The sequence below is a fragment of the Serratia sp. PL17 genome (assembly GCF_017832355.1).
In the GTDB taxonomy this organism is placed as follows: Bacteria; Pseudomonadota; Gammaproteobacteria; order Enterobacterales; family Enterobacteriaceae; genus Serratia.
In genome coordinates this window covers 234,790-259,492 of the sequence record NZ_JAFIBY010000005.1, presented here as the reverse complement: position 1 = coordinate 259,492, position 24,703 = coordinate 234,790, and the positions used below count along the sequence as shown (strand labels likewise).

The following is a 24,703-nucleotide window of genomic DNA, read 5'->3' as shown; positions in this document are numbered from 1 at the left end:
TATAACGGGTATAAACCGTGTGCAAAGACCGGGCCCCTGACCATCAGATTAGCAGGAGCCCGGGCGTTAACGGCATTTGACGCCGTTTAAAAGTTCATTCTTTGAAGCCGGTAGGAATATTATTTTCCGGCTGCGTTGCGCTGGGCCACTTCTGCATCCAGCTCGGCAATTTTCGCCAGCATTAGCGCATGGCAATGGGCCGCCAGCTCACGCACATTTTCTTTACTGTAATGACTAATATCGACCGGCTCTAACATTTCGACGATCGCATGGCCATTATTCCAACGGTTAAGATTAATTTTACCGCTGGTCGTGGAAACGCAAATCGGCACAATTGGCACCCCAGCGGCAATCGCCGCGTGGAATGCACCCGTTTTAAACGGCATTAGCCCGCGCCCGCGGCTACGGGTGCCCTCTGGAAACATCCAGATCGAAATATCGCGTTTTTTAAACTGTTCGGCTACCTGTGCAATGGTGCCATGTGCTTTGGCACGATTATCACGGTCAATCAGCAAGTTACCCGTCAACCAATACAATGGGCCGAAGAAAGGAACCCACAGCAGGCTTTTTTTGCCCACGGTCACGGTGCGCGGCTGCACCGCCTTGGCGGCCGTCACCATATCGTAGTTATTCTGGTGGTTGGCGATGTAAATGCAGTTGCCGTTTTTGGCCGCATCGGCCGGCACGCGAACTTCCACCTTCAAACCGAATAACCCGGACAGGCGGCCAAACAGGTGACCGAAGGTCGCCACATGGCGGGGATCACGCGGGCTGAACAAACAATAAATAGAACCGAAGATGCACACCAAAATACAATACAGAGTGGCAAGAATGGCACGCAAAATTAATAACATAACAACCTCATTAGCACACTGCCGACGCAGCCTGATGCGCTGCGTAGATCCCTTTTTCCCTTCATACTTGAAGTTACATCTGTGTTGGCTGCGTCCGCGCCCCCCAGTCACTTAGTTTACTAAGCTCCCAGGGATTTACAGCCTTGCCGCCTTGATGCAACTCCAATTATTTTGGGTAAACTCATTCTTTGATTGCAGGGGCTGAAAACCTGCCCTGCATTTTTTTGCTATTTTCCCGCCAGCCGGCGATACGCACAATAATTTTATGCAGAGAAATGTTAACTATTTGAAAATAATTGCCGATGGTGGGAAATCAAGCGGGCGCAGCATGCTGCGCCCGCTTTGTTATCCTGCTGCAGTGAGCTTACTCTTCGCTGTCACCTGTAGGGGCGCGCGCCGGTGCGTCAATCTCTACGCGATCGATTCGCTGCAGCCCGCGTGGCAGTGAGGTACCTTTACGGCCGCGCTCCGCACGGAATTTCTGCAAATCTTCCGGACGCAACGTCAGCTTACGTTTGCCCACATGCAGAGTCACAGAGGTTTGCGGCGGCAGCACGAACAACCACGCTAACTTGTCTTCACCCGATGCGGCCTGCGCTGATGGGATAGAGACAATCTTGTTGCCCTTGCCCTTCGACAACTGCGGCAGATCTGCAACCGGGAACAATAACATGCGCCCTGCCGCGGTGATCGACAACAGCATGTCGTCGTTACCGTGAATCTCCATCGGTGCCAGCGCCTTGGCGTTATCCGGCAGGGTAATCATCGCTTTGCCGGCACGGTTACGCGCCACCAAATCGTTGAAGGTACAGACGAAGCCATAGCCGGCATCGGACGCCATCAGCAGCTTCTGATCGTCTGCCGCCATCAGCACTTGCTCAATGGTCGCACCCGGCGGTGGCGTCAGCTTACCGGTCAATGGCTCGCCCTGACCACGTGCCGAAGGCAACGTCAGCGGATCAAGCGCGTAACTGCGGCCTGTGGAGTCGATAAACACGACCGGCTGGTTGGTCTTGCCGCGGGCCGCACTGCGGTAGCTGTCACCGGCCTTGTAGCTCAGACCACTTGGATCGATATCATGGCCCTTGGCACTACGCACCCAGCCCATTTCAGACAGCACGATGGTCACCGGCTCAGACGGCACGAAGTCATGCTCGCTCATCGCCTTGGCTTCTGCACGCTCGGTAATCGGCGAACGACGATCGTCGCCATAAGCCTGCGCATCTGCCTGGATCTCTTTTTTGATCAGAGTATTCAGCTTGCGCTCGGAGGCCAGTAACGCCTGCAGTTGATCGCGCTCTTTCGCTAACTCATCCTGCTCACCACGGATCTTGAACTCTTCCAACTTCGCCAAGTGACGCAGTTTCAGTTCAAGAATAGCTTCTGCCTGCGTATCAGAAATGCCAAAACGCTGCATCAGCACCGGCTTGGGTTCGTCCTCACTGCGGATGATGTGGATCACTTCATCGATATTGAGGAACGCCACCAGCAAACCTTCCAGGATATGCAGGCGTTTCAGGACTTTTTCCAGACGGTAGTTCAAGCGGCGGCGCACTGTGTCACGGCGGAATGCCAGCCATTCGGTCAGGATTTCCACCAGCCCTTTAACTTGCGGGCGGTTGTCCAGGCCGATCATATTCATGTTGATTCGGTAGCTTCGCTCCAGATCGGTCGTGGCAAACAGGTGATTCATCACCTGCTCCAGATCGATACGGTTGGAGCGCGGCACAATCACCAACCGCGTTGGGTTTTCATGATCGGATTCGTCACGCAGGTCTTCAACCATTGGCAGCTTTTTGGCGCGCATTTGGCTGGCGATCTGTTCCAATACCTTGGCACCGGAAACCTGGTGCGGCAACGCGGTGATCACCGCACTGCCGTCTTCTTTCTTCCAAACGGCGCGCATGCGAACTGAACCGCGGCCATTTTGATAAATTTTGCGGATTTCGTCGCGCGGCGTAATGATCTCGGCTTCCGTTGGGAAGTCCGGCCCCTGTACGAACTCGAGCAAGTCTTCAAGCGAAGCACCCGGCTTGTCGATCAATGCCACCGCGGCGGCGGCCACTTCACGCACGTTATGCGGTGGAATATCGGTCGCCATACCGACGGCAATGCCGGTAGTGCCGTTCAGCAGAATGTTGGGCAGGCGAGCCGGTAACATCTTCGGCTCCTGCATGGTGCCGTCAAAGTTCGGTACCCAGTCAACGGTACCTTGACCCAATTCGGCCAACAACACTTCCGCATACTTGGACAGGCGGGATTCGGTATAACGCATCGCGGCGAAGGATTTCGGGTCATCCGGTGCACCCCAGTTCCCTTGGCCGTCGACCAGCGGATAGCGATAAGAGAACGGCTGGGCCATCAACACCATCGCCTCATAACAGGCGCTGTCGCCATGCGGATGGTATTTACCCAGCACGTCCCCCACGGTACGGGCAGACTTTTTGAATTTGGCGCTGTTATTCAGCCCCAGCTCAGACATGGCGTAGATGATGCGGCGTTGTACCGGCTTCAAACCGTCACCAATGTACGGCAACGCCCGATCCATGATGACGTACATGGAATAGTTCAGATAGGCGTTTTCAGTAAACGTGTGCAGCGGTAAACGCTCTACACCGTCATGAGTCAGATCACTCATTACTCAATTATCCTCAGACCGTGGCTTGGCAATCCCTGGACGACAAAGGGTTGATTCTGTCCGCGATAGTAACTCATCAGCGGGGTGGCTGTCACAGATGGCGCAGCAATCGTCCGGTAAAGCCCGCTCATCCGCTCGTTTTATTCGAAATCCCGTCATTTGACGCGCATTTGTTGACTCAGAGTCAACACTGTTGTGCGCTGGATCCCATTTTTACTTACACGGCTAACAATTACACTCCCTATCAGCGAAAAGCTTCCCGCCCCTCTGGCGCGGAAAGCATCACATATTTTCATTCTGACAGGTGCCGTGAAAAATGAGCAATATCCTGATTATCAATGCGAAAAAACAGTTTGGTCATTCTAATGGCGAACTCAACCAGACCATGAGCGACGTCGCGGAAAGCTTCCTTCGCGATGTGCAACATGAGGTACAGGTCACCGTCGTCGATGAAGGTTACGATATCGACGCCGAAGTGCAAAAATACCTGTGGGCAGACGTGGTTATTTACCAGATGCCGGGTTGGTGGATGGGCGAACCCTGGATCTTGAAAAAATATATCGATGAAGTGTTTACCGCCGGGCACGGTAGCCTGTACGCCAGCGACGGTCGCACCCGCTCCGATGCCAGCAAGAAATACGGCTCAGGTGGCCTGATCCAAGGCAAGAAATACATGCTGAGCCTGACCTGGAACGCGCCACTGGAAGCCTTTACCGACCCAGATCAGTTTTTCCATGGCGTCGGGGTCGACGGGGTGTACCTGCACTTCCATAAAGCCAATCAATTCCTGGGCATGGAAGCGCTGCCGACCTTCATCTGTAATGATGTGATTAAACAACCGGATATCGACAGCGACATCGCACGTTATCGCGCGCATCTGACAGAAATTTTTGCTTAACTGGCAGGATGCATGTCAATCAATGAGGTAGTGATGATCACCGTAATTGCAGAAATCAAGACCAAACCCGGCCACCGTGAAACCGTGCTGAAAGCGATTGAGAAACTGGTCCCCTTAGTGCTGGCGGAAGACGGTTGTAGCGAATATACGCCGATGGTAGACAGCCACACGCAGGCACCTTGGCAGAAGTTATCGCCAGATTCGGTGTTTATGCTGGAAAAGTGGGCCAGTCAGGCGCATCTGGAAAAACACCTGGATATCGCTCACATGCATCGCCATCGTGACACCATCAAAGACAGCGTGTTGGGCGTAACCATTCACGTGCTGGGTAACGCACTGTAAGCCCTTCAGGGGCCGCCTGACGGCCCCTACAATGTCTGCGTATCAATATGCGCGCTGACATAGTCCAGAAAACAGGTAATACGCGCTGCCAATTGGGTATTGCGGTAATACACCGCATTAATGGGCTGACGCACGTCCAATGTCTCCGATGCCAGTAATGGCACGAGCCGCCCGTTACGTTGATCGTCTCTCGTCATAAAATCAGCCAACTGCACGATCCCTTCACCACGCAAGGCCAACTGACGCAGCGTTTCACCGCTGGAGGCGGATATTGTCGGTGTAATGGCAAAATGCTGTGCCTGCTGATAGCGCAGCGGCCACAGATTGAGCGATTCCGGCTGCGTGAAACCGAGCAGGCAGTGGTCACGTAACGCCTCGACACTGCCAGGGATGCCATTACGGGCAAGATAGTCTGGGCTGGCTAAAATGCGTAAGCGGCTGGTACCCAACAAACGTGCATGGATGGTCGAATCTCTCAAGGCACCAATACGAATGGCAATATCGGTACGTTTCTCGAGCAAGTCGATAATCAGATTGTCGGTATTGAGCTCCAGCTCAATCTGCGGAAAACTGTGGCGAAACCCTGCGACCAACGGCACGATCACGTGCTCCATAAAGGGTGCGGCGGCGTTGACTCGCAGCTTGCCGGCCGGGATCAGCCTGCGTAGCGCCATCTGTTCTTCCGCATTCTCCACCGAGCGGATAATGTCTCGCGCATGACTGAGAAAGTTTTGCCCTTCTTCAGTCAATTCCAAGCGACGCGTGGTGCGGCGCATAAGGGTCGTTTCGAGTTTTTTTTCCAACCGGCTGAGCGCCCGGCTGATACCGGAGGTGGTTTGGCCGAGCTGTTCGGCGGCGGCGGTGATGGAGCCGCTGTCGACAACCGTGGTAAACGCCAATAATTCTTCGAGGGTGATTTTCATGCATTCCGCCCTGAGTGGTCAAGCGCCACACGCAACGCCCCTACGGGAAGAAGGCCCGGCAAGGTGCCGGGCCTGACAGTCGGTCAGACAGAGAGCTCTGCCATATCGCCTTTGTCTTGCAGCCAGTTACGGCGGTCTTCAGAACGCTTCTTGGCCAACAGCATGTCCATCATCGCCAGCGTTTGATCCACGTCATCCGCATCCACCGTCAATTGCACCAGTCGGCGGGTATTAGGATCAAGTGTCGTTTCACGCAGCTGCAATGGGTTCATCTCGCCCAGCCCTTTAAAGCGCTGAACGTTTGGCTTGCCCTTTTTGCGTTTCAACTGATCCAACACGCCCGCCTTTTCTTCTTCATCCAGCGCGTAGAACACCTCTTTACCAAGGTCGATACGGTACAGAGGTGGCATAGCCACATATACGTGGCCGCCTTTGACCAGCGAGCTGAAGTGGCGCACGAACAACGCACACAGCAATGTAGCAATATGCAAACCGTCGGAGTCCGCATCCGCCAGGATACAGATCTTACCGTAACGCAGTTGGCTCAGGTCTTCACTGTCGGGATCAATGCCGATCGCTACGGAAATATCGTGTACTTCCTGCGAGGCCAACACTTCGTCCGAAGACACTTCCCAGGTATTCAGGATTTTGCCTTTCAGCGGCATGATCGCCTGATACTCGCGATCGCGCGCTTGCTTGGCTGAACCGCCCGCCGAGTCCCCTTCTACCAGGAACAATTCGGTCATGTTCAAATCTTGAGAAGTACAGTCGGCCAGTTTACCCGGCAGTGCCGGGCCGCTGGTCAGCTTCTTACGGACCACTTTCTTGGCGGCACGCAGGCGGCGTTGGGCGCTGGAAATAGCCAGTTCAGCCAACTGTTCCGCCGCTTGGATATTCTGATTCAGCCATAGGCTGAAGGCGTCTTTCACTACGCCGGAAACGAATGCCGCACACTGACGCGAAGACAGACGCTCTTTGGTCTGCCCGGCAAACTGCGGATCCTGCATCTTCACCGACAGCACATAGGCGCAGCGGTCCCAGATATCTTCAGCAGACAGTTTCACGCCACGCGGCAGGATATTACGGAACTCACAGAACTCGCGCATGGCGTCAAGCAGGCCCTGACGCAAACCGTTAACGTGGGTGCCGCCTTGCATTGTTGGGATCAGGTTCACGTAGCTTTCGGTTAACAGCTCACCGCCTTCCGGTAGCCACAACAGCGCCCAGTCTACCGCTTCGGTATCGCCGGAGAAGTTACCGACGAACGCCGCTTCCGGCAACGTGATCAGGCCGTTGACGGCTTCCATCAGGTAGTCGGTCAGGCCGTCCTGATAGCACCAGCGTTGCTCGGTGTTGTTCACCTTGTCGATGAAATAGATTTCGACCCCAGGGCACAACACCGCTTTGGCTTTCAGCAAGTGACTGAGGCGCGATACCGAGAAACGAGGGCTGTCGAAGAACTGTTCGTCAGGCCAGAAATGGATGCTGGTACCGGTATTGCGCTTGCCGCAGCTGCCCGTCACCGCCAATTCCTGCACTTTATCGCCGTTTTCAAAGGCAATGCTGTAGACGTTGCCGTCACGCTTTACGTTAACTTCCACCCGCTTCGACAGGGCGTTAACCACAGAGATCCCTACGCCGTGCAGGCCGCCGGAAAACTGATAGTTCTTATTGGAGAATTTACCCCCCGCATGCAGACGACACATGATCAACTCAACCGCAGGCACGCCTTCTTCAGGGTGGATATCCACCGGCATACCGCGGCCATCGTCGATCACTTCCAGTGACTGATCGGCGTGCAAAATCACGTCGATGCGCTTGGCGTGACCGGCCAACGCTTCATCGACACTGTTATCTATCACCTCTTGACCAAGGTGATTGGGGCGCGTCGTGTCGGTATACATGCCGGGACGACGGCGCACTGGTTCTAGACCGCTGAGTACTTCAATGGCATCAGCGTTATAGCTGGATTGAGTCATCGTTGATTATTTTTTCGTGGTTAAAGGAAGGTGCCGGAAGCGTCTGCTCGATTCCCTTCGTGGTTCAAACCGCAGCCGGGTTATAGCCCTAAAAAATCCACAATCTGGGGGAAGTAGTGCTCGAAACCGACGAAGGCATGGTTTCCACCCGACTCCACCGTCTGTCGGCACGCGGTGTAATAGGCGACCGCTTGCCCATAATCGAGAATTTCATCGCCCGTTTGTTGCAGTAACCAGATTAAATCCGGTGACTCCAAGGGATCGATCTGCATCGTTTTCAGATCGTAAACGTGACGTGACTCTAACACATATTGCTGACCGGTGTAGGGGTTCTCGTTTTCGCCAAGGTAGTCAATCAACAGCTCAAACGGCTTCACCGCAGGGTTAACCACTACCGCTGGCAGTGAAAAACACTGTGAAAGCCAGGTCGCGTAGTAGCCTCCCAGTGAAGAACCGACCACGCCTATCGTCTGCCCGGCACGCTCCATCACCATGTTCTCGATCATCTCGGCGGCATCCGCCGGGAAAACCGGCAACTGCGGCACCAACATCTCAATATGCGGATGATGCTCAGCCAGCCACGCCTTGAAGGACGTTGCCTTCGCCGAGAGCGGTGAACTGTTAAAGCCGTGCAGGTAGAGCAATGTAGAAGGCATCAATATCCATCCGAATCCATGTCGGGGCGGAAATCGTCGTTTTCCAACCGGAAAACCTGTGTCTCGATGCAACCATCGGGCAGCAAGTCAAGGTAGCGCCAGCCGGGCGAAACGTCGTCGATAGTAAAGTTGGTGCAATGTGGTTTGAATTGCACGCACGTAGACGGCGACGCCAATAAACGCCGCCCCTGCCACTCCAGATCCAGCTCCTGGTGAATATGTCCACACAGCAGCGTGTTCACTTTCGGGTAACGCAGCAATACTGCCCCCAGCATATGCGGGTTACGCAGGCTGTGTTGATCAAGCCAGGTGCAGCCGGAAGGCAGCGGATGATGGTGCAACAGCATCAAAGTATAGCGATCGGGGTAGGCCTGAAGACAGCGCTCCATCCATTCGAGCTGGTATTCACTCAGTTCACCGTGCGGTACACCGAATACCTGGCTGTCCAGCAACAACACCTGCCAGTGATCGCCCACCAGTACGTGTTTTGACGGGGCAATGCCCGCGGCGGCCAGCGCGTCGACCATCGCTGGCTGAAAATCATGGTTACCCGGGAGCCAAACGCAAGGCGCCGGCAATCGTGCAATACCTTCAGCAAAATGCCGGTAGGCAGCCAATGAATGATCCTGCGCCAAGTCACCGGTGGCGACGATCAGATCAAAATCACGCTGTTGCGCCTTGATAGCGTCCAATACCGCATGATAGCTACGATAGGTATTGATGCCGAGCAACGTCTCATTTTCGCCGGCAAAAAGGTGGGTATCTGTTATTTGTAGAATCCTGACCCTGGCCCCACTTGCCACGGTCGGTTTAAACAGGCTTTCCAAATGGTGTCCTTTGTTATCTCAGTCTGTCTAACAAACCGGAACCGCCATCGCTCCATGCGCCAAACAGTAGCGCAACCAATCAGCAAGAAACTGGTTAATTTGATGCTTTTCGTCGCGTTGATGCAACTTTTTGTTGGGATAATCATAACGTGCTTTAAAGCGATAGATCTGCTGACTTGAACACACTTCCGCAACCATCGCATCATGATAGAGCCTTACCGTCATCGCAGGCAGGCTCCAATAGCTTACCGCCGGTGCGGTCTGCTCAATCTGCACCAGCGAGGTATAGCGCGTGGATTCAACAATAGTCAGACGATAACTGGCGCCGTTCACCTGATAAGTCACCGTTTCACCCACTTCATCATTGCGCGGCAGCAAGCGGCGCAATTGCGCGAAGTTGGTTTCGCACACTCTCATCATCTCGGGGAAATCAGGGGTATAGCGCTGTTTCATTAGTTGGCCCACTCTTTTCTTAACGATTCATGGTGCAACGCCAGCCACTGCAAAGCAATCACTGATGCCGCATTATCAATCGCGCCCTCTTCAACCCAGCGGTAAGCCTGTTCGCGGCTAACCACATGGACACGGATATCTTCATGTTCCTCTTCCAGTCCATGGATACCTTCCGCTGTGGTAGCGTCCACCTCACCCACCATGATCGACAGACGTTCACTGGTGCCGCCAGGGCTGGCCAGGTAGCTCAAGACGGGCTTACAACGTCCAACCACAACGCCGGCTTCTTCTTGCGCCTCGCGGCGGCAGACGTCTTCGACACTCTCACCGGTTTCGATCATACCCGCCACCATTTCCAGTAGCCAGGGCGAACTACTGGTATCGACCGCAGCGATCCGCAGTTGTTCAATCAGCACCACTTCGTCGCGTACCGGGTCGTAAGGCAGCAACACCGCCGCATGCCCACGCTCGAAAATTTCGCGTTTAATCTCAGGGCTCATTTCACCGTTGAACAAGCGGTGGCGAAAGCGATATAAATTGAGTGAAAAAAAACCACGATAAAGCGTCTCACGTGCAATAATTTCTACATCATTTTTATCGAGAGTAACGGGCGATGGCTGTGAGTGGCTCATAAGCGAATTCTCCTGCATGAGTATGCCGATAAAATAAACAGTTTTGATGACAGAAACGGCGGGATAATCTTCCGCGGCTTTATGTTAGATTGTGAGCCATGATATCAGGTGTGACGTGCGCAGCCAGTTGAACTAAGGTAAACAGGCGCCCTGAAAGGTAAAAGTTACGCAAGATGGCACATTCAGCCACCTGAGGCGTACAAGAGACTCTGCTAGAATCGGCAACTATTTCGTCTATCGTCAGCGCTAACATAGCAATATTGCTGCACAACAAGGAATGCAAATGAAGAAACTGCTCCCCCTTCTTATCGGACTGAGCCTGGGCGGCTTCAGTGCAATGAGCCAGGCAGAGAACCTGCTGCAGGTCTACAAACAGGCTAGGGAAAGTAACCCGGATCTGCGCAAAACCGCCGCTGACCGTGACGCCGCATTCGAAAAAATCAATGAAGCGCGCAGCCCGCTGCTGCCGCAGTTGGGTTTGAGTGCCGGTTACAATTACAATAATGGCTATCGTGACAGCAATGGCGTCAACAGTAATGTAGCCAACGGCTCGCTGGCCCTGACCCAGACTATTTTCGACATGTCCAAATGGCGCGCGCTGACGCTGCAGGAAAAAACCGCCGGGATTTCCGACGTGACTTTTCAAACCGCCGCGCAAACGCTGATCCTCAACACCGCTACGGCTTATTTTAACGTGTTGAGCGCCATTGATACGCTGTCTTATACCCAGGCGAATAAACAAGCGGTTTATCGTACCCTGGATCAGACCACTCAACGCTTTAACGTGGGTCTGGTAGCGATCACCGACGTGCAGAACGCCCGTTCATCCTACGACACCGTGTTGGCGGCAGAAGTGACCGCCCGTAACAACCTGGATAACGCGCTGGAATCCCTGCGCCAGGTGACCGGCACTTTCTATCCGGAACTGGCATCGCTGAATACCGCGTCCTTTAATACCAAGCGCCCGGAAGCCGTCAACAACCTGCTTAAAGAAGCCGAAAGCCGCAACCTGAGCCTGCTCTCAGCCCGTCTGAGCCAGGATCTGGCGCGTGAGCAAATCCGCTCGGCGCAAACTGGCTACATGCCAACGGTGAACCTGAACGCATCAACCGGTATTACCAATACCCAATACAATGGTTCGGTGACCCACAACAACGAACGCTACAGCGACTCTAACGCAGGTCAAAACCAAATTGGCGTATCGCTGAGCTTGCCACTGTATAGCGGCGGCCAAACCAACTCACAGGTGCAACAGGCGCAGTACAACTTCGTCGGTGCCAGTGAACAACTGGAAAGCGCGCACCGCAGCGTCGTGCAGACAGTCCGTTCTTCGTTCAATAACGTGAACGCGTCTATCAGCAGCATCAACGCATACCAACAGGCCGTTGTTTCTGCGCAAAGTTCATTGGACGCAACCGAAGCCGGTTATCAGGTGGGCACCCGTACCATCGTTGACGTGCTGGACGCAACCAGTACGCTGTATAACGCCAAGCAGCAGCTTTCCAGCGCGCGTTATACCTACCTGATCAACCAATTGAACATCAAGTCTGCACTCGGTACCTTGAACGAGAACGACCTGATGCTGCTGAACGGTGCACTGGGCAAGCCAATTTCTACGTCGCAAGACGTGGTCGCGCCACAGACCACCGCACAGGACGCTTACGCCGAAGGCTATAACGGCAACGCACCTGCGCCACAAACGGCAGCACCGGTTGCGGCCACCCGCGCCTCTGCGCCAGCAGCAAGCACCACGACCCAGCCAGTACGCAATAGCGGTAACCCATTCCGCAATTAATACGCGCACGACGCTGAAAACGGAGTTCGGCCTTTGCCGCACTCCGTTTTTTTTTGTTTTGTCACGGCTTCTGCCAGCCGTCTCACAGCCCGCCCCCCACCCGGTGGTGGTATCATTAGGCAATGGCTTTATACCCAAAATAAACGGGATCAGATGGATAACACTTCGCGTTGGCAACGCCTGATAGAAGGTGAACTGCCTACGGCACAACGCCCTGCCCCCACCATTTATGCGTCCTGGCTGCGTTGCCGCAGCCTGATGCAACCGGCGGTCTGGAAAGCGCCGCACTGTGCGCTCGGTGCTACTTTCAACTCCATCTGTCAGCGTAAGAATGACCTGCTGACGCTCGGCCAGGCGGCGTTGGAAGACGCCTGTGAATACATGGAACAGCGCCGCTGCTTGCTGATGATCCTCGACGAAAGCGGCTGCATGCTATGGCTGTGCGGCGATCCCCTGACGCGCGAGCGTTTGCAGCTATTGGGTTTCACCCCCGGTGCCTATTGGGCCGAAGGGGATATAGGCACCAATGCGCCGTCGCTGGCGGCGGCGGAGGGGCATCCGGTCCAGGTGCGAGGCAGCGAACATGTGCGCCAGGCGCTGCACGACTGGTCCTTCTGCGCCACGCCGGTTTATGACAACAGCGGCCGTCAGCGCGGCTCCATTGCGCTGGGCTGCCTGCTGGCCGACTGTGCCGCCGGCGATCTTTCTCTGACGCTGGCACTGGCACGCGAGATCGGCAATTCACTGAATGCTGACAGCCTGCTGGCAGAGTCCAACCGCCATCTGAACCAGCTTTACGGTCTGCTCGATGGGGTGGATGACGGCGTCATGGCCTGGGATCATCGTGGCTACCTGCAATACATCAATCAGCGTGCCGCGACGCTGCTGAAGCTCGACGAACAGCACAGCCAAGGCAAACCACTGACACAGTTACTCACGTTACCCGCCTTACTCAATCGGGCCATTGCCCAGCGTCAGCCACTGCAACATGTTGAAGTGACCTTCGAAAGCCAGCGGCAGTTTATCGCCGCGCTATTAACGCTAAAGCCGATCTTCGACGGCGAGCGCTGTAGCTTTATCGCCCTGTTGCACCCCATTGAACGGCTGCACCAGTATGTCAGCAGCCAATTGGGGCGCGTCAGCCACAGTTTTGAACAGATGCCGTCCGCCTCATTGGAGATGCGCCGGTTGATTCGTTATGGCCAACAAGCGGCAAAAGGCCAGCATCCCATCTTGCTGTGCGGCGAGGAAGGTGTCGGCAAGGAGCTGCTCAGTCAGGCAATCCACAATGCCAGCGAGCGCGCCGCCGGGCCTTATATCGCCATCAACTGCCAGTTATTGCCGGAAGCACAAGGGCTTCGCGAACTGCTGGGTAGCGATGCCAACGAAGAAGAAGCGGGCCAACTGAGTAAGTTTGAACTTGCCAATGGCGGCACACTGTACCTGGAGCAGATAGAGTATCTGCCGGCAGAAATGCAATCGGCTCTGCTACAGGTGCTGAAGACTGGCGTGGTGATGCGGCTCAACTCTAACCGCGTGATCCCGGTTGATGTACGGGTGATCGCCAGCAGTGCAGCTAATCTCCCGTTGCTGGTGCAGCAGAACCGCTTTCGCCGCCAACTGTTTTACAGCCTGCAGGCGTTTGAGATCCAGATCCCCGCACTGCGCCAACGGCTTAGCGACATTCCACTACTGGTAAAGCACCATTTGCGCACGCTGGAGCAACACTTCCAGTGTCGCTTCCGGGTGGATGATGAAGTCATGGCCCAGCTTGGGCTGTATTTGTGGCCCGGGAACGATCTGGAGTTGAAAGGCATCGTCGAACGCACGGCGATGATGTGCCACGGCCACCACCTTCAATTGGCGGATTTACCTGAGCACCTGCTGAGCCACCAACCTTTGTTAGAAAGTGAACCACAACCGGGTATGCCGCTGTTAACGCTGGCGGAAATGGAGCGCCAGGCGATTATCCGCGCGGCTAAAATCAGCCGCGGGCAATTGAACGAAATGGCGCAGCTACTGGAGATTGGCCGCACCACGCTGTGGCGGAAAATCAAACAATATCAGATTGATATCCGCCAGTTTAAGCTGCGTGCCTGAACGCCCTCTCAGTGGCTGAGTTGCAGCACACCGCGTGCTGCATCCAGCATCGCTTTCTGGCCGTTACGGGTTTTACTCATACAGTCGTTCATACCCACCACCATCGGTATACCCATCGCCTTGGCGAGGATCGCGCTGTGTGACAGTGCATTGCCACCACTCAGGCAGATGCCAAGCACTAAACGACGATCGAGCATGACCACATCAGACGGCATCAGTTCATCCATCACCAGAATTGCCGGGGCTGTGAGTGTAATCGGCGGCAATGGCTGCTGCTGCAGATGGCTCAGGGTGCGGCGCAGCATATCGCGAACATCCAACTCACGCGCCCGCATATATTCGTCGTCCAGCGCACGGTATTCCTCGGCTATTGCGTCCATTTCCTGCTGCCAGGCCTGCTCGGCGCTGCATTGCTGGCGGGCAATACGGCTGTAGGCCGCCTGCTGCAGATCCGGATCGTCCAGCAGCATGCTGTGCGCACCAAAAATCGCCGCCTGCGGTTTACCAATTAATGAGCCGGTACGTTCCGCCAACCGATTCAGATCACTCAACGTATGCTGTAGCGCCTGCCGTAACCGCTGTTGTTCATTCAGTACGTCGTCGGCACCAATCTGGCGTTCCACACCCTTCGGCCAGAAACTGTAGGCCTGCCATACTGGCCCGCTGGTTACGCTTTCCGCCACCGGAATGCCGTGTAACGAAGGCAGGCTCTGCTCAGAAACCGTTTCGCCAAAGTGCTGCTCTGCCAATGCGCGAAACGCCGCCAGCGCCTGTTCGGCCTGCACTCCATCTGCAATCAGTTGGATGGTGTCGCCGTGGCGAACCTGCAAAAGTGCCAGTTGGTTAAGGCTACGCGGGTTGGCATACTGGCCTTGCTTTTCCAACACCAGTTCTGCATCAAAAGGTGCCAGTACTTCCGCCAACCGTGCCGCTGGGCGCGCATGCAGCCCATGCGGGTTCTGCACCGTCCAACTCACACGTTTTCCCTGGATCAACGGTACTTCAACCTTTGAGGTGGCCGGCGCTGCTGCTTCGCCTAACTGCGCCTGTTTGGCCTGTAACGCCCCCTGTGCTTCAGCCAGTACCTGTTCTAACCCCGCACCGGCATTAGCGGCGACCACGGCCGCCAATGTGCCTTCAACCAGCGGTGCCGAACACAGCCTGACTTTAGCGGCCAAAGCCGGATCCAACAGATCAATTGCAGTTTCAGCGCTCAGCAATGCGCTGCCCAAATCCATCAGCACCACAATGCCCACGCCGTCGGCCACTGACTCGATCGCTTCCATCACTTTGATCGCATCCGTACCTATCGGGTTATCCACATCATCGACACCCGCCGCCAACACCAGTTTGCAACCCTCGCCGCGCATCATCTGCAACGACAGCTCCTCAACGCCGCGCGCCAATTGCGCACTGTGTGAAACTACAACGATATTGATCATCTCGCCTCCTGCTATTGACCCGCGACCTCTGCCAGCGTTTTCATCATCAACATTACGGACGTCGCCCCCGGATCCTGATGACCGATACTGCGCTCACCCAGATAGCTGGCTCGCCCTTTCCGCGCCTGCATGGTGATCGTACTTTCGACCGCCTGTTCTGCCCGTTCGCCGGCACGTTGCAAAGCTTCCGCCACGCTCAGCTGCTGTTGCGCTGACTGGCCGAGGCTTTCAACGACAGCCCACCAAGCGTCACACATGGTTTTATCACCCGGCTCTGCCTTGCCACGCATCACCACGCCATCAACGCCTTCCTGCACCATTTGATGCAGCTCAGCCAAATCCAGGCTCTGTTTGGCGTTCGCCGCCTGCGCCGCCCGAATAAAGAATGTGCCAAACAGTGGGCCACTGGCACCACCGACACTGGACAACAGCGTCATGCCGGTGTTTTTCAGGATAAAACCAATGTCTTTGTCCGCGACCGAAGGCAATTTCTCCACGACCTTATTGAAGCCACGATTCATGTTCAGCCCGTGGTCGGCATCGCCGATTTCGGTATCTAACTGGGTTAAAAAATCGCGCTGCTGGGTAAATACCTCACCGCAGCGCATTAGCCAATCGACCACCTGTTGTTTGGTTAACGCCATGATTCCTCCTCAGCAACCCCAACGCAGCGCAGGCGTTTTCACCGGCGCATCCCACAAGGACAACAACTCGTCATCCACCTTCAGCAACGTGATAGAGACCCCTTGCATATCCAAAGACGTGCAGTAGGAACCCACCAGGCTGCGCTCAACGATCATCCCAGCTTCTGCGCAACGCTCTGCCAAGCGGTGATAAACGCCATACAATTCGGACAGGGGTGTCGCGCCCAGGTTATTGACCAATGCAATCACTCGGTCGCCGCGCGTCAGCGGTTGTTTGGTCTGCACTTCATCGCGCCATTCCCCCTGCTGGCGATCCCAAACGCGAATCGTACGCTGGTAGTGGCCGTGCTCGATCAGCGTATGGAACATGTCGTCCACCGCCGCATTGAGTGTGGTGAAGGGACGCCGTGCAATGCCCGGTTCGCCATGGATACCGACACCGAATTCCATCTCGTTTTCCGCCAGCACAAACGACGGCTTACCCGCTGCCGGGACGGTACAGGCACCCAGCGCAATGCCGATCGAATGTCCGTGGTTATTGATGCTGTGGCCCAATGTCACGATGCTATCCAAATCGTCACCGCGCGCCGCAGCAGCACCGAGCAATTTTTCCATCAATACGGTATTCGCCACCCCGCGCCGTCCTGCGGTGAACAGGCTGTCTTTAACCGCGACATCGTCGTCGACCAGCACCGTCGCCACCTGGGTACCGCTGTCATGCAGCAGTTCGGTCGCCGTTTCAAAGTTCAGTACGTCGCCGGTGTAGTTTTTAATCAGCAACAATACCCCGGCACCACCGTCAATCGCCTGACCACATTCGTACATTTTGTCCGGCGTGGGTGACGTGAAAATCTCACCAGGGCAAGCCCCATCGAGCATGCCTTCGCCGACAAAGCCACAGTGCATCGGCTCGTGGCCACTGCCACCACCGGACAGGATCGCCACCTTGCCCGCAACCGGCGCGTCAGCACGGGTGACAAACACCGGCTCCTGATGCACCAACAACTCAGGATGTGCCTCTGCCAACCCCAGCAGTTGCTCTTCCAGTACCGACTCAACGTTATTGATCAGTTTTTTCACGGTTATTTCCTCATGTGAGCAATGGGGCGCAGCCTGCTGCGCCCCTGCGCGATTAGCGTGAGTGTTGTTGCAGCCAGGCGCTGCCCAGGCGATCTGCCGTCAAGATTGCTGCCTGCACGCTGGCCGGCGTGACCTTGAACGGCATATTGTGGATAGTTTCGCCGGCAGCGCAGCTCGCCTCTGCAACGGCCATGATTTTCTCTGCCGGATCGCCACTAACCCCCATCTGCGCCAGCGTGATTGGCAAGCCCAGGCGCTGGCAGAAGTCCAACACCGTTTCGATCTGCGCCATGCTGCTGTTTTGCAGCACTAACTGCGACAACGTACCAAATGCGACTTTTTCGCCGTGATACAGGTGATGACACTCTTCCAGCACGGTGAAACCGTTGTGGATAGCATGCGCGGCAGCCAGACCACTGCTTTCAAAACCGATGCCACTCAAATACGTATTGGCTTCAATAATGCGCTCGACCGCCTCCGTTACCACACCGGCCTCAACCGCCAGTTTGGCCTTAACACCCTCCGCCAACAGCGTTTCGTAGCACAAACGTGCCAGGCTGAGCGCCGCCAACGTTGACTTGCCGCCCGCCATGCTGGTGGCCTGCGCATCAAAACACGCCTGCGCCTCAAAATAGGTCGACAGTGCATCGCCCATGCCCGCCACCAGCAGCCGCACCGGCGCCTTGGCAATAATCGCGCTGTCCATCACTACCATGTCAGGGTTGCGTGGGTAGATCAGGTATTCGGCAAATTCGCCCTGTTCAGTGTAAATCACTGACAGCGCGCTGGTTGGCGCATCGGTAGACGCAATCGTCGGGATCAACACCACCGGCAAATGCTGGTAATGCGCGATGGCCTTGGCGGTGTCCAGCGTTTTACCCCCACCAACACCGATCACGCCACGGCAGCCATGGGCCTTCAACTCTTGGCCCAACCGGTCGATTTCCTTATGGCAGCATTCGCCGTTGAACACGCAGGCGTGATGCTTCACCCCGTGGTGTTGCAAGCTGCCCATCAGGGTATCGCCCGCCAGCTTCATCACGAAGTCGTCGGCAATCACAAAATAATGGTCGGCAAGGGCTTTAGCGTATTCGCCCACGGCGGCCAATGCGTTGGCACCCTGGATGTACTTGCCTGGAGACTGGATGATTCTCAACATAACCGGATCCTTTTTGGGAAATTGGCGATGGTAACGTTCAGATATCAGGTGATGGTGCGCCGGGCCTTGTGCCGTCGCGTTGTTATGGACTGACTATAGAGCCTGCCCGCCGCTTTGCGATCTCTCGTCTTTTTCGTTCCAAAGTGGAACGCCACTTTACCCATGACGTTTCATAATGGAACTCTTACGCGGCTTTTTTAGCCAGTAAAGCGAACTGGCGCACAGCCTAACGTATAGCTGCGTAAAGAGTGGATTCTATGGGCGTTTCAGCTTTAATTTTAACCATCTTTCCCCTATTCTTACGGCCACTACTGGGAAAGGGCGAAAACAGCCCGACTGATGGGATTAATAACGATGAAACGGACAAAAAACATCAACCAAGAGACGTTCCGCAAATCCTGGCGCAACTACCGTGTTGCGCCCGTAGCCTTGGCGATCAGCGCAGTCTTTATGCTGGCCGGCTGCGAGAAAAGCGATGAAACGGTCTCGATGTATCAGAATGCCGACGACTGTTCGCGCACCAACCCTTCCATGAGCGAGCAGTGCACCACCGCCTATAATAACGCCCTGAAAGAAGCCGCAAAAACCGCGCCAAAATACGCCACCCGTGAAGACTGCGTCGCCGAGTTCGGTGAAGCTCAGTGTACTCAGGCACCGGCTCCGGCACAGGCCGGCATGGCCGCTGAATCACAGAGCAGCGGCAGCTTCTGGATGCCACTGATGGCAGGTTACATGATGGGCCGTATGATGGGCGGTTCCGGCTTTGCTCAGCAGCCGCTGTTCACATCTAAAAACGCCGCCAGCCCGGCCAACGGTAAGTTCGTTGACGCGACCGGTAAGAGTTACGGCCCAGCCACCGCCGGCGGCCGCACCATGACGGTACCAAAAACCGCAATGGCGCCAAAACCAGCAGTGACAAATACCGTTACCCGCGGTGGCTTTGGTGAGTCCGTAGCCAAGCAAAGCAGCATGCAACGCAGCAGCGCAACCTCCAACTCCAGCTCTCGCAGTATGGGCGGCTAATACATGAAACGCGTTGCGATTACCGAGCGTCCGGACTGGCGCGAAAAAGCCACCGAATTCGGCTTCCGCTTCCACACCATGTACGGCGAACCGTACTGGTGTGAGGATGCCTATTATCAATTTACGCTGGCGCAGATTGAAGAGATTGAAAGCGCCACTGCTGAATTGCACCAGATGTGTCTGCAGGTCGTAGAAAAAGTGATCGGCAGCGATGCGCTGATGGCCAAGTTCTGCATCCCGAAACACACCTGGGATTTCGTGCGCAGCTCATGGCGTACTAACCAGCCTTCACTGTATTCGCGTCTTGATCTGGCCTACGACGGTGTTAACCCACCCAAGCTGCTGGAAAACAACGCCGATACGCCTACCTCGCTGTACGAGGCGGCCTTTTTCCAATGGCTGTGGCTCGAAGATCAGATCAACGCCGGCAATCTCAGCCCGGAGTCCGATCAATACAACAGCCTGCAGGAAAAACTGATCGAACGTTTCGCCGATCTGAAAGCACACCACGGTTTTGGCCTGCTGCATCTGGCCTGTTGTCAGGACAGCGAGGAAGACCGCGGTACCGTGCAATACCTGCAAGATTGTGCGCTGGAAGCGGGAGTCCCGACCGAATTCCTGTTTATGGAAGACATTGGTCTGGGTGAAAAAGGCCAGTTTACCGACCTGCAAGACCAGGTCATCGGTAACCTGTTCAAACTTTACCCGTGGGAATTCATGCTGCGCGAGATCTTTTCCACCAAGCTGGAAGATGCTGGCGTGCGCTGGCTGGAGCCGGCGTGGAAAAGCATTATCTCCAACAAGGCACTGTTGCCAATGCTGTGGGAAATGTTCCCGGATCACCCAAACCTGCTGCCAGCATACTTTGCACAAGATGAGCACCCACAGCTCGATCACTACGTGACCAAGCCACTGTTCTCACGCGAAGGCGCTAATATCCAGATCGTGCAAAACGGTCAGGAAGTGGCACGCGTTGACGGCCCTTACGGTGAAGAAGGCATGATCGTGCAGCAGTTCCACCCACTGCCCCAGTTCGAAGGCAGCTATACGCTGATCGGCAGTTGGCTAGTTGACGATCAACCCTGCGGTATCGGTCTGCGTGAAGACCGCGAAATGATCACCCAGGATCTGTCGCGTTTCTACCCGCATATTATTCTCGGTTAACGCTCACATTCGTGAGTAAAAGGCGCGACAATGTCGCGCTTTTTTTATGTCTTCCTTCTGGTGATTAATCGATTAACCTTTTATACTCGATATGTCTGTTCTCCTCGGGCGGAGCAACCAGATATGAAACTGACGTCCATTATTCCACCACAGGTCAACCTGGCGAACGGATGCTTTACCGCGCCTGATATTCAGCGTAAATCCACAACCTTGGGCAGTTTGGCGGGGATCTTCGCCGATCCCGTCGCATGGGGCGCAATGCCTGTGGAGCTTGCCGTCTATCAGGTAGAAATGCTGCCCTCCATCCAGCAAGAAGGCGAGCTGTTTGTTGGTACCACTCACCTACAACCGGGCCGGGTGGGTAACGAATTCTTTATGACCCGCGGGCATTTCCATCAGCGCCCTGAACAGGCTGAATTTTATTTTGGCCTGCGCGGTCAGGGCTTGTTGTTGCTGCAACACCGGGACGGTGATTGCGTGCTGGAACAGGTTTTCCCCGGCAGCGTTCACCATATCCCTTCCTTTACCGCTCACCGCCTGATCAATACCGGTAATGATGTACTCTCTGCGCTGGCCGTCTGGCCAACGGTTGCCGGTCATAACTACGATGCGTTGCAACCCCAGGGCTTCAAGCTGCGGGTCTTTGCCAACGCCGAAGGTTGGCAAGCGGAGGCGCAATATGAGTGAGTCGATGCTGCGATTTGGTCTTGATGTACACATAAACGACAACCCGATGGGGTTTGGCTACGGGGATGAAGTGATTGGGCCATTGCCAGAGATTCGGACGTTGGAACACATCCGCCGTTCGTTACGTGATCCGGACTGCAGCGGACCAGAACAGGTCTATGCCATCGCCATGGACGTCGCCAAACAGCGGCATTTGGCTGAATTAAAGAAACGCATGTTGTTGTTCGGCATTGTCACCTATGCCAAAGGCCAATTGGGTCAGGAGCCGGTACGCAGCCAGGGGCATATACACCGCATCAGCGCCCACAGCGGCTGGTCGCCGCCGGAGCTGTATGAGATCTGGCAAGGGAAGGCGATCATTTATATGCAAGAACGCGCGGAGCATGATCCTGGCCGCTGTTTTGCCGTCCATGCCGGCCCTGGCGAGAAAGTGCTGGTACCACCGGGATGGGCGCACGCCACAATTTCAGCCGACCCCGGTCAACCACTGACCTTCGCCGCCTGGTGCGATCGTGAATATGGCTTTGAATATGATGCGGTACGCGCATACAAAGGGCTGGCGTGGTATCCGTTATTACAGGGCAATAATATTATCTGGCAGCAAAACCCGCGCTATCAATCCGGTAGGCTACATGCCATCGGGCCACGCCAATATCACGAATTCGGTCTGAGCGACGACCCTTTGTACCTACAGTTTGAAGTCGATCCAGCGCGTTTCCAGTTCATTTCCAAACCGGGTAACGTAGCAGAAAAATGGCAACGATTTGAGCCGTGAAAGAGAAAGGGGCGAATTTATTCGCCCCTACGCGTCAGTCATTATTGCTATAGCTTACGAGAACAAACCGCAGGCTACACCGGCCGCTGCCAACACTAATAACCCAAGCATCGCTTTCACCGGAGAAAGCCCTCGCTTCGCCATCAGATACCAGGTCACCAGCACCACCATCAGCGGCATCAGGTTAGGGAAAATGCCGTCCAGCATTTGCTGCAGGTGAATATTCACCCCATCTTTGGTAACAAACTCCAAACCCGTCCCCAGTTTGACGTAACTCGCCGCGACGCCGCCCATGACAAACACGCCCAACAGGGAAAGGGCTTCGCGCAGCCGCGAGGACTTGCTACTGACCAACATCTCCACCGAGCCGGAACCCATATGGTAGCCTTTCATAAACAGCCAGTAGGAGCCTGGAATGACGATCAAACTAAACGCGATGATGTAAAACAGCGGGCCAATCACACTGCCACCGGCCGCCAGCGCCATGCCGATACTCAATAAAATCGGGATCAGCATGCCCGGCACCATCGAGTCGCCAATACCGGCCACCGGCCCCATCAGCCCCACTTTGAGCGTGTTGATGGTTTCCCCGTCGATCGGCTCGCCGTTGGCGCGTTTCTCTTCCAATCCAATCACCATGCCGTTAACAATCGCGCCCAGCTGCGGCTCGGTATTGTAAAACGAGGTATGGCGGCGAATGGCCTCAATGCGCTGTTGCTTGTCCTGATAGAGCTTTTTCAACGCGGGCATCATGCTCAGACAAAAACCGTAAGATTCCAGGCGTTCAAAGCTCATCGATGACAGGTTGTACATCATCCAACTGCGCCAGCAACGGCGCAGATCCTGCTTATTCAGTTTTGGTGTTGGCGTATCCATCAGAATTCATCCTCATCATCAGCCTGAGGCGCGGCCTGAGCGGCAGCCACCTGTGGCTCTGGCTTATAGTTGTAGTGAATAAGTGCCAGCAGCGCGCCGACGATGACCAGCGCCACCATATTCAGCTTAAGGAAAACAATGCAGATGAACCCCACCAGGAAGTAAATCAGCATGCTGTAGCTTTTAATGATCTGTTTGAGAAGAATGGCGATGCCGACTGCGGGCAGAATACCCCCCACCACGTTCATGGTGGTCAGCACCAACGCCGGCAAGCTGTCCATAAAGGCGTTGATATAACGCGCCCCAAAAAAGACGGCGATAAACGTCGGCACAAAACGCAGCAGGAAGTTGGTAACCTGCGGCCAGATAGCGCTATTGAGGTAAATCCCTCGCTCATCTCCGCGTTCTACGGCCAGATCTGCACGGTGATTCCAGTAAGAATTGAGTACCATCATGGCATTGAACAGCACGGTCCCCATGATTCCAATCGTCGCCGCCAGCGCGACCGCCACCTCCGTCCCTTTACCGGAGAGGATCCCCAGCGCGATCGCCGGGAACGCCACAAAGTTGAGATCGGCCGGCATCGATCCACCCGGCGTTACCATGGCGATATACACCGCCTGTACCGCAACACCGATGATAATGCCGGTCTGTACATCGCCGAGAATAGCCCCCACCAGCATGCCGGAAACTAACGGGCGGCTGAGAATATACCAGCCTCCGGTCAGCCCCAGCAGCCAAGGGCTGCTCAGCGCGCCGAGATAACACAGAATCCCGATAAGCGTCGCTTCAAACCACATAGTTAACTCCTGCCGTTTAGGCTTATTTGAGTTTCTTTTTTGCGTCCAACCAACTGAAATGACTGGCGTCAGGGACCAAACGGAATTCAATGGCATGCCCGTGTTCGGTCAGGAAATCAAAAGCAGCGGCCTCTGTGGCACTCACTGATTGATTCGGGCCAATCGTCACCGTTTCCTTACGGGCAGACATAGGTCCAACGTTAATCTTCTTGTTCCTGTTACTGAGATCTATCCCTGCTTCCATCAACCTACGCAGCGTGACCGGAGATTTGCCAATCACAAAATATTGCTTGTCACTGGCGATCACTTTCGGCAATTTTTCTATTGCCTGCTGTACGGTAAATAACCACACCTTGGTGTCCTGTACCGCCCCTTTCATCACCGATGACAGCAGCGGATCGGCCGCCACCTCATCATCGATCGCCACGATGCCGTCACAGGGCAATTCCTTTGCCCAGCGGGTTACCAGCTGACCGTGGATGACCCGGTCGTCGATACGTACAAATGAAATGGCCATATTCTTTCCTCAGAAATCGTCCAATTGCGCCGTTGGTACCGGACGGGCAAGGGCTATTGCCTCTCCCCCCTGCGCCACCAGCTCCTGTGCCGCCTGTTGAACATCCTTCCCCTCCAGCAATTCGGCGCTCATCAACAACATTGGGAAATTCACCCCCGTTACCACGGCCATTGGCACCGGCGTCTCGGGGTCAAAAGCGTGGCGGCAGGCCACGTTGTAGGGCGTGCCACACAGCATGTCGCACAGCACCAGTACACCCTCCGCGCCGGTGCTCACCCGGCGCAGTTCGACAGCAAAATCGTGTTTAAAAGCCTCAATACCGGCGTTTTCACTCAGGCCGACATGGCTGGTTCCAGGCAGCTCGCCATAAACCATACGTGCGCTGCTTATCAGCGCTTCAGCCATTGGGCCATGAGAAATCACAATCACTTTCAACATG

The 24,703-nt window shown here is 55.3% G+C and carries 24 protein-coding genes; 8 read left to right on the top strand and 16 right to left on the bottom strand.

The genetic code is table 11. From position 1 onward, the window contains the following. Nucleotides 1-119: 119 nt before the first annotated feature. Nucleotides 120-854: a 1-acylglycerol-3-phosphate O-acyltransferase gene (locus tag JOE25_RS17560; RefSeq protein ID WP_209637344.1), complete on the bottom strand. Its 735-nt coding sequence runs from the start codon at nt 852-854 to the stop codon at nt 120-122. A gap of 364 nt (nt 855-1,218) precedes the next feature. Continuing rightward, a complete protein-coding gene (gene parC / locus JOE25_RS17555) occupies nt 1,219-3,492 on the bottom strand; it encodes a DNA topoisomerase IV subunit A (RefSeq protein ID WP_209637342.1) in 2,274 nt (757 codons plus the stop codon). Nucleotides 3,493-3,808: 316 nt separating this feature from the next. On the opposite strand from parC, the gene JOE25_RS17550 reads away from it, so the two are divergent. After that, on the top strand, nt 3,809-4,390 hold the full coding sequence (locus tag JOE25_RS17550) for an NAD(P)H-dependent oxidoreductase (protein ID WP_209637340.1): 582 nt from the start codon (nt 3,809-3,811) through the stop codon (nt 4,388-4,390). A 33-nt stretch (nt 4,391-4,423) separates the two neighbouring features. After that, on the top strand, nt 4,424-4,732 hold the full coding sequence (locus tag JOE25_RS17545) for a putative quinol monooxygenase (protein WP_209637631.1): 309 nt from the start codon (nt 4,424-4,426) through the stop codon (nt 4,730-4,732). Between the two features lie 26 nt (nt 4,733-4,758). On the opposite strand, the gene JOE25_RS17540 is transcribed toward JOE25_RS17545, so the two are convergent. The 6 genes from JOE25_RS17540 to nudF all read right to left on the bottom strand — a co-directional run bounded on the left by JOE25_RS17540 (nt 4,759) and on the right by nudF (nt 10,202). Beyond that, nucleotides 4,759-5,655: a LysR substrate-binding domain-containing protein gene (locus JOE25_RS17540; protein ID WP_209637338.1), complete on the bottom strand. Its 897-nt coding sequence runs from the start codon at nt 5,653-5,655 to the stop codon at nt 4,759-4,761. An 83-nt stretch (nt 5,656-5,738) separates the two neighbouring features. Next, entirely contained in the window at nt 5,739-7,634 is a 1,896-nt protein-coding gene (gene parE, locus JOE25_RS17535) for a DNA topoisomerase IV subunit B (RefSeq protein ID WP_209637336.1), read from the bottom strand. 80 nt (nt 7,635-7,714) lie between these two features. Continuing rightward, nucleotides 7,715-8,290 carry an esterase YqiA gene (yqiA, locus tag JOE25_RS17530; RefSeq protein ID WP_209637335.1) on the bottom strand — a complete coding sequence of 192 codons (576 nt, stop codon included), beginning with the start codon at nt 8,288-8,290 and terminating at the stop codon, nt 7,715-7,717. Further along, nucleotides 8,290-9,117, bottom strand: coding sequence for a 3',5'-cyclic-AMP phosphodiesterase (gene cpdA / locus JOE25_RS17525; RefSeq protein ID WP_209637333.1), 828 nt, complete (start codon nt 9,115-9,117; stop codon nt 8,290-8,292). The genes yqiA and cpdA overlap by 1 nt, the downstream gene beginning before the upstream one ends. 27 nt (nt 9,118-9,144) lie before the next feature. Beyond that, nucleotides 9,145-9,570 carry a DUF1249 family protein gene (locus tag JOE25_RS17520; RefSeq protein ID WP_209637331.1) on the bottom strand — a complete coding sequence of 142 codons (426 nt, stop codon included), beginning with the start codon at nt 9,568-9,570 and terminating at the stop codon, nt 9,145-9,147. Next, complete coding sequence (gene nudF / locus JOE25_RS17515; protein WP_037416554.1) at nt 9,570-10,202, bottom strand: ADP-ribose diphosphatase; 633 nt, start codon at nt 10,200-10,202, stop codon at nt 9,570-9,572. The genes JOE25_RS17520 and nudF overlap by 1 nt, the downstream gene beginning before the upstream one ends. 283 nt (nt 10,203-10,485) lie before the next feature. Here nudF and tolC point away from each other — a divergent pair, with 283 nt between their 5' ends. Continuing rightward, the gene (gene tolC, locus JOE25_RS17510) at nt 10,486-11,997 is read left to right on the top strand and encodes an outer membrane channel protein TolC (RefSeq protein ID WP_209637329.1); all 1,512 of its coding nucleotides are present in this window, start codon (nt 10,486-10,488) and stop codon (nt 11,995-11,997) included. A gap of 153 nt (nt 11,998-12,150) precedes the next feature. Further along, entirely contained in the window at nt 12,151-14,097 is a 1,947-nt protein-coding gene (gene dhaR / locus JOE25_RS17505; protein ID WP_209637317.1) for a dihydroxyacetone kinase operon transcriptional regulator DhaR, read from the top strand. Nucleotides 14,098-14,105: 8 nt separating this feature from the next. Here dhaR and dhaM read toward each other — a convergent pair whose 3' ends face one another. The 4 genes from dhaM to JOE25_RS17485 are packed head-to-tail and all read right to left on the bottom strand — an operon-like array spanning nt 14,106 to nt 18,422. After that, nucleotides 14,106-15,539, bottom strand: a complete 1,434-nt coding sequence (gene dhaM, locus JOE25_RS17500; protein WP_209637315.1) for a dihydroxyacetone kinase phosphoryl donor subunit DhaM — start codon at nt 15,537-15,539, stop codon at nt 14,106-14,108. Nucleotides 15,540-15,550: 11 nt separating this feature from the next. Then, on the bottom strand, nt 15,551-16,183 hold the full coding sequence (gene dhaL / locus JOE25_RS17495; protein ID WP_209637313.1) for a dihydroxyacetone kinase subunit DhaL: 633 nt from the start codon (nt 16,181-16,183) through the stop codon (nt 15,551-15,553). A gap of 9 nt (nt 16,184-16,192) precedes the next feature. Further along, a complete protein-coding gene (gene dhaK, locus JOE25_RS17490) occupies nt 16,193-17,263 on the bottom strand; it encodes a dihydroxyacetone kinase subunit DhaK (protein WP_209637311.1) in 1,071 nt (356 codons plus the stop codon). Between the two features lie 52 nt (nt 17,264-17,315). Beyond that, on the bottom strand, nt 17,316-18,422 hold the full coding sequence (locus tag JOE25_RS17485) for a glycerol dehydrogenase (RefSeq protein WP_209637309.1): 1,107 nt from the start codon (nt 18,420-18,422) through the stop codon (nt 17,316-17,318). Between the two features lie 354 nt (nt 18,423-18,776). On the opposite strand from JOE25_RS17485, the gene JOE25_RS17480 reads away from it, so the two are divergent. The 4 genes from JOE25_RS17480 to JOE25_RS17465 all read left to right on the top strand — a co-directional run bounded on the left by JOE25_RS17480 (nt 18,777) and on the right by JOE25_RS17465 (nt 22,071). After that, nucleotides 18,777-19,445: a DUF1190 family protein gene (locus JOE25_RS17480; protein WP_037416536.1), complete on the top strand. Its 669-nt coding sequence runs from the start codon at nt 18,777-18,779 to the stop codon at nt 19,443-19,445. Between the two features lie 3 nt (nt 19,446-19,448). Beyond that, complete coding sequence (locus JOE25_RS17475) at nt 19,449-20,609, top strand: glutathionylspermidine synthase family protein (RefSeq protein WP_209637306.1); 1,161 nt, start codon at nt 19,449-19,451, stop codon at nt 20,607-20,609. Between the two features lie 123 nt (nt 20,610-20,732). Continuing rightward, nucleotides 20,733-21,296, top strand: a complete 564-nt coding sequence (locus JOE25_RS17470) for a glucose-6-phosphate isomerase family protein (RefSeq protein WP_209637298.1) — start codon at nt 20,733-20,735, stop codon at nt 21,294-21,296. Further along, entirely contained in the window at nt 21,289-22,071 is a 783-nt protein-coding gene (locus tag JOE25_RS17465) for a glucose-6-phosphate isomerase family protein (protein WP_209637296.1), read from the top strand. The genes JOE25_RS17470 and JOE25_RS17465 overlap by 8 nt, the downstream gene beginning before the upstream one ends. A 54-nt stretch (nt 22,072-22,125) precedes the next feature. Here the strand turns inward: JOE25_RS17465 and JOE25_RS17460 are convergent, their stop codons facing one another. Genes JOE25_RS17460 through JOE25_RS17445 form a run of 4 tightly spaced genes read right to left on the bottom strand, consistent with a single transcriptional unit; the run spans nt 22,126 to nt 24,702 of the window. Continuing rightward, nucleotides 22,126-22,947, bottom strand: a complete 822-nt coding sequence (locus JOE25_RS17460) for a PTS system mannose/fructose/sorbose family transporter subunit IID (RefSeq protein ID WP_209637294.1) — start codon at nt 22,945-22,947, stop codon at nt 22,126-22,128. Next, nucleotides 22,947-23,747 (bottom strand): PTS sugar transporter subunit IIC, encoded by an 801-nt coding sequence (locus JOE25_RS17455; protein ID WP_153858933.1) that lies wholly within the window; start codon nt 23,745-23,747, stop codon nt 22,947-22,949. Before JOE25_RS17455 ends, JOE25_RS17460 begins: the two co-directional genes overlap by 1 nt. A gap of 22 nt (nt 23,748-23,769) precedes the next feature. Further along, entirely contained in the window at nt 23,770-24,264 is a 495-nt protein-coding gene (locus tag JOE25_RS17450) for a PTS sugar transporter subunit IIB (RefSeq protein WP_209637292.1), read from the bottom strand. Nucleotides 24,265-24,273: 9 nt separating this feature from the next. Further along, nucleotides 24,274-24,702, bottom strand: coding sequence for a PTS fructose transporter subunit IIA (locus JOE25_RS17445; protein WP_209637290.1), 429 nt, complete (start codon nt 24,700-24,702; stop codon nt 24,274-24,276). Nucleotide 24,703: the final 1 nt, after the last annotated feature.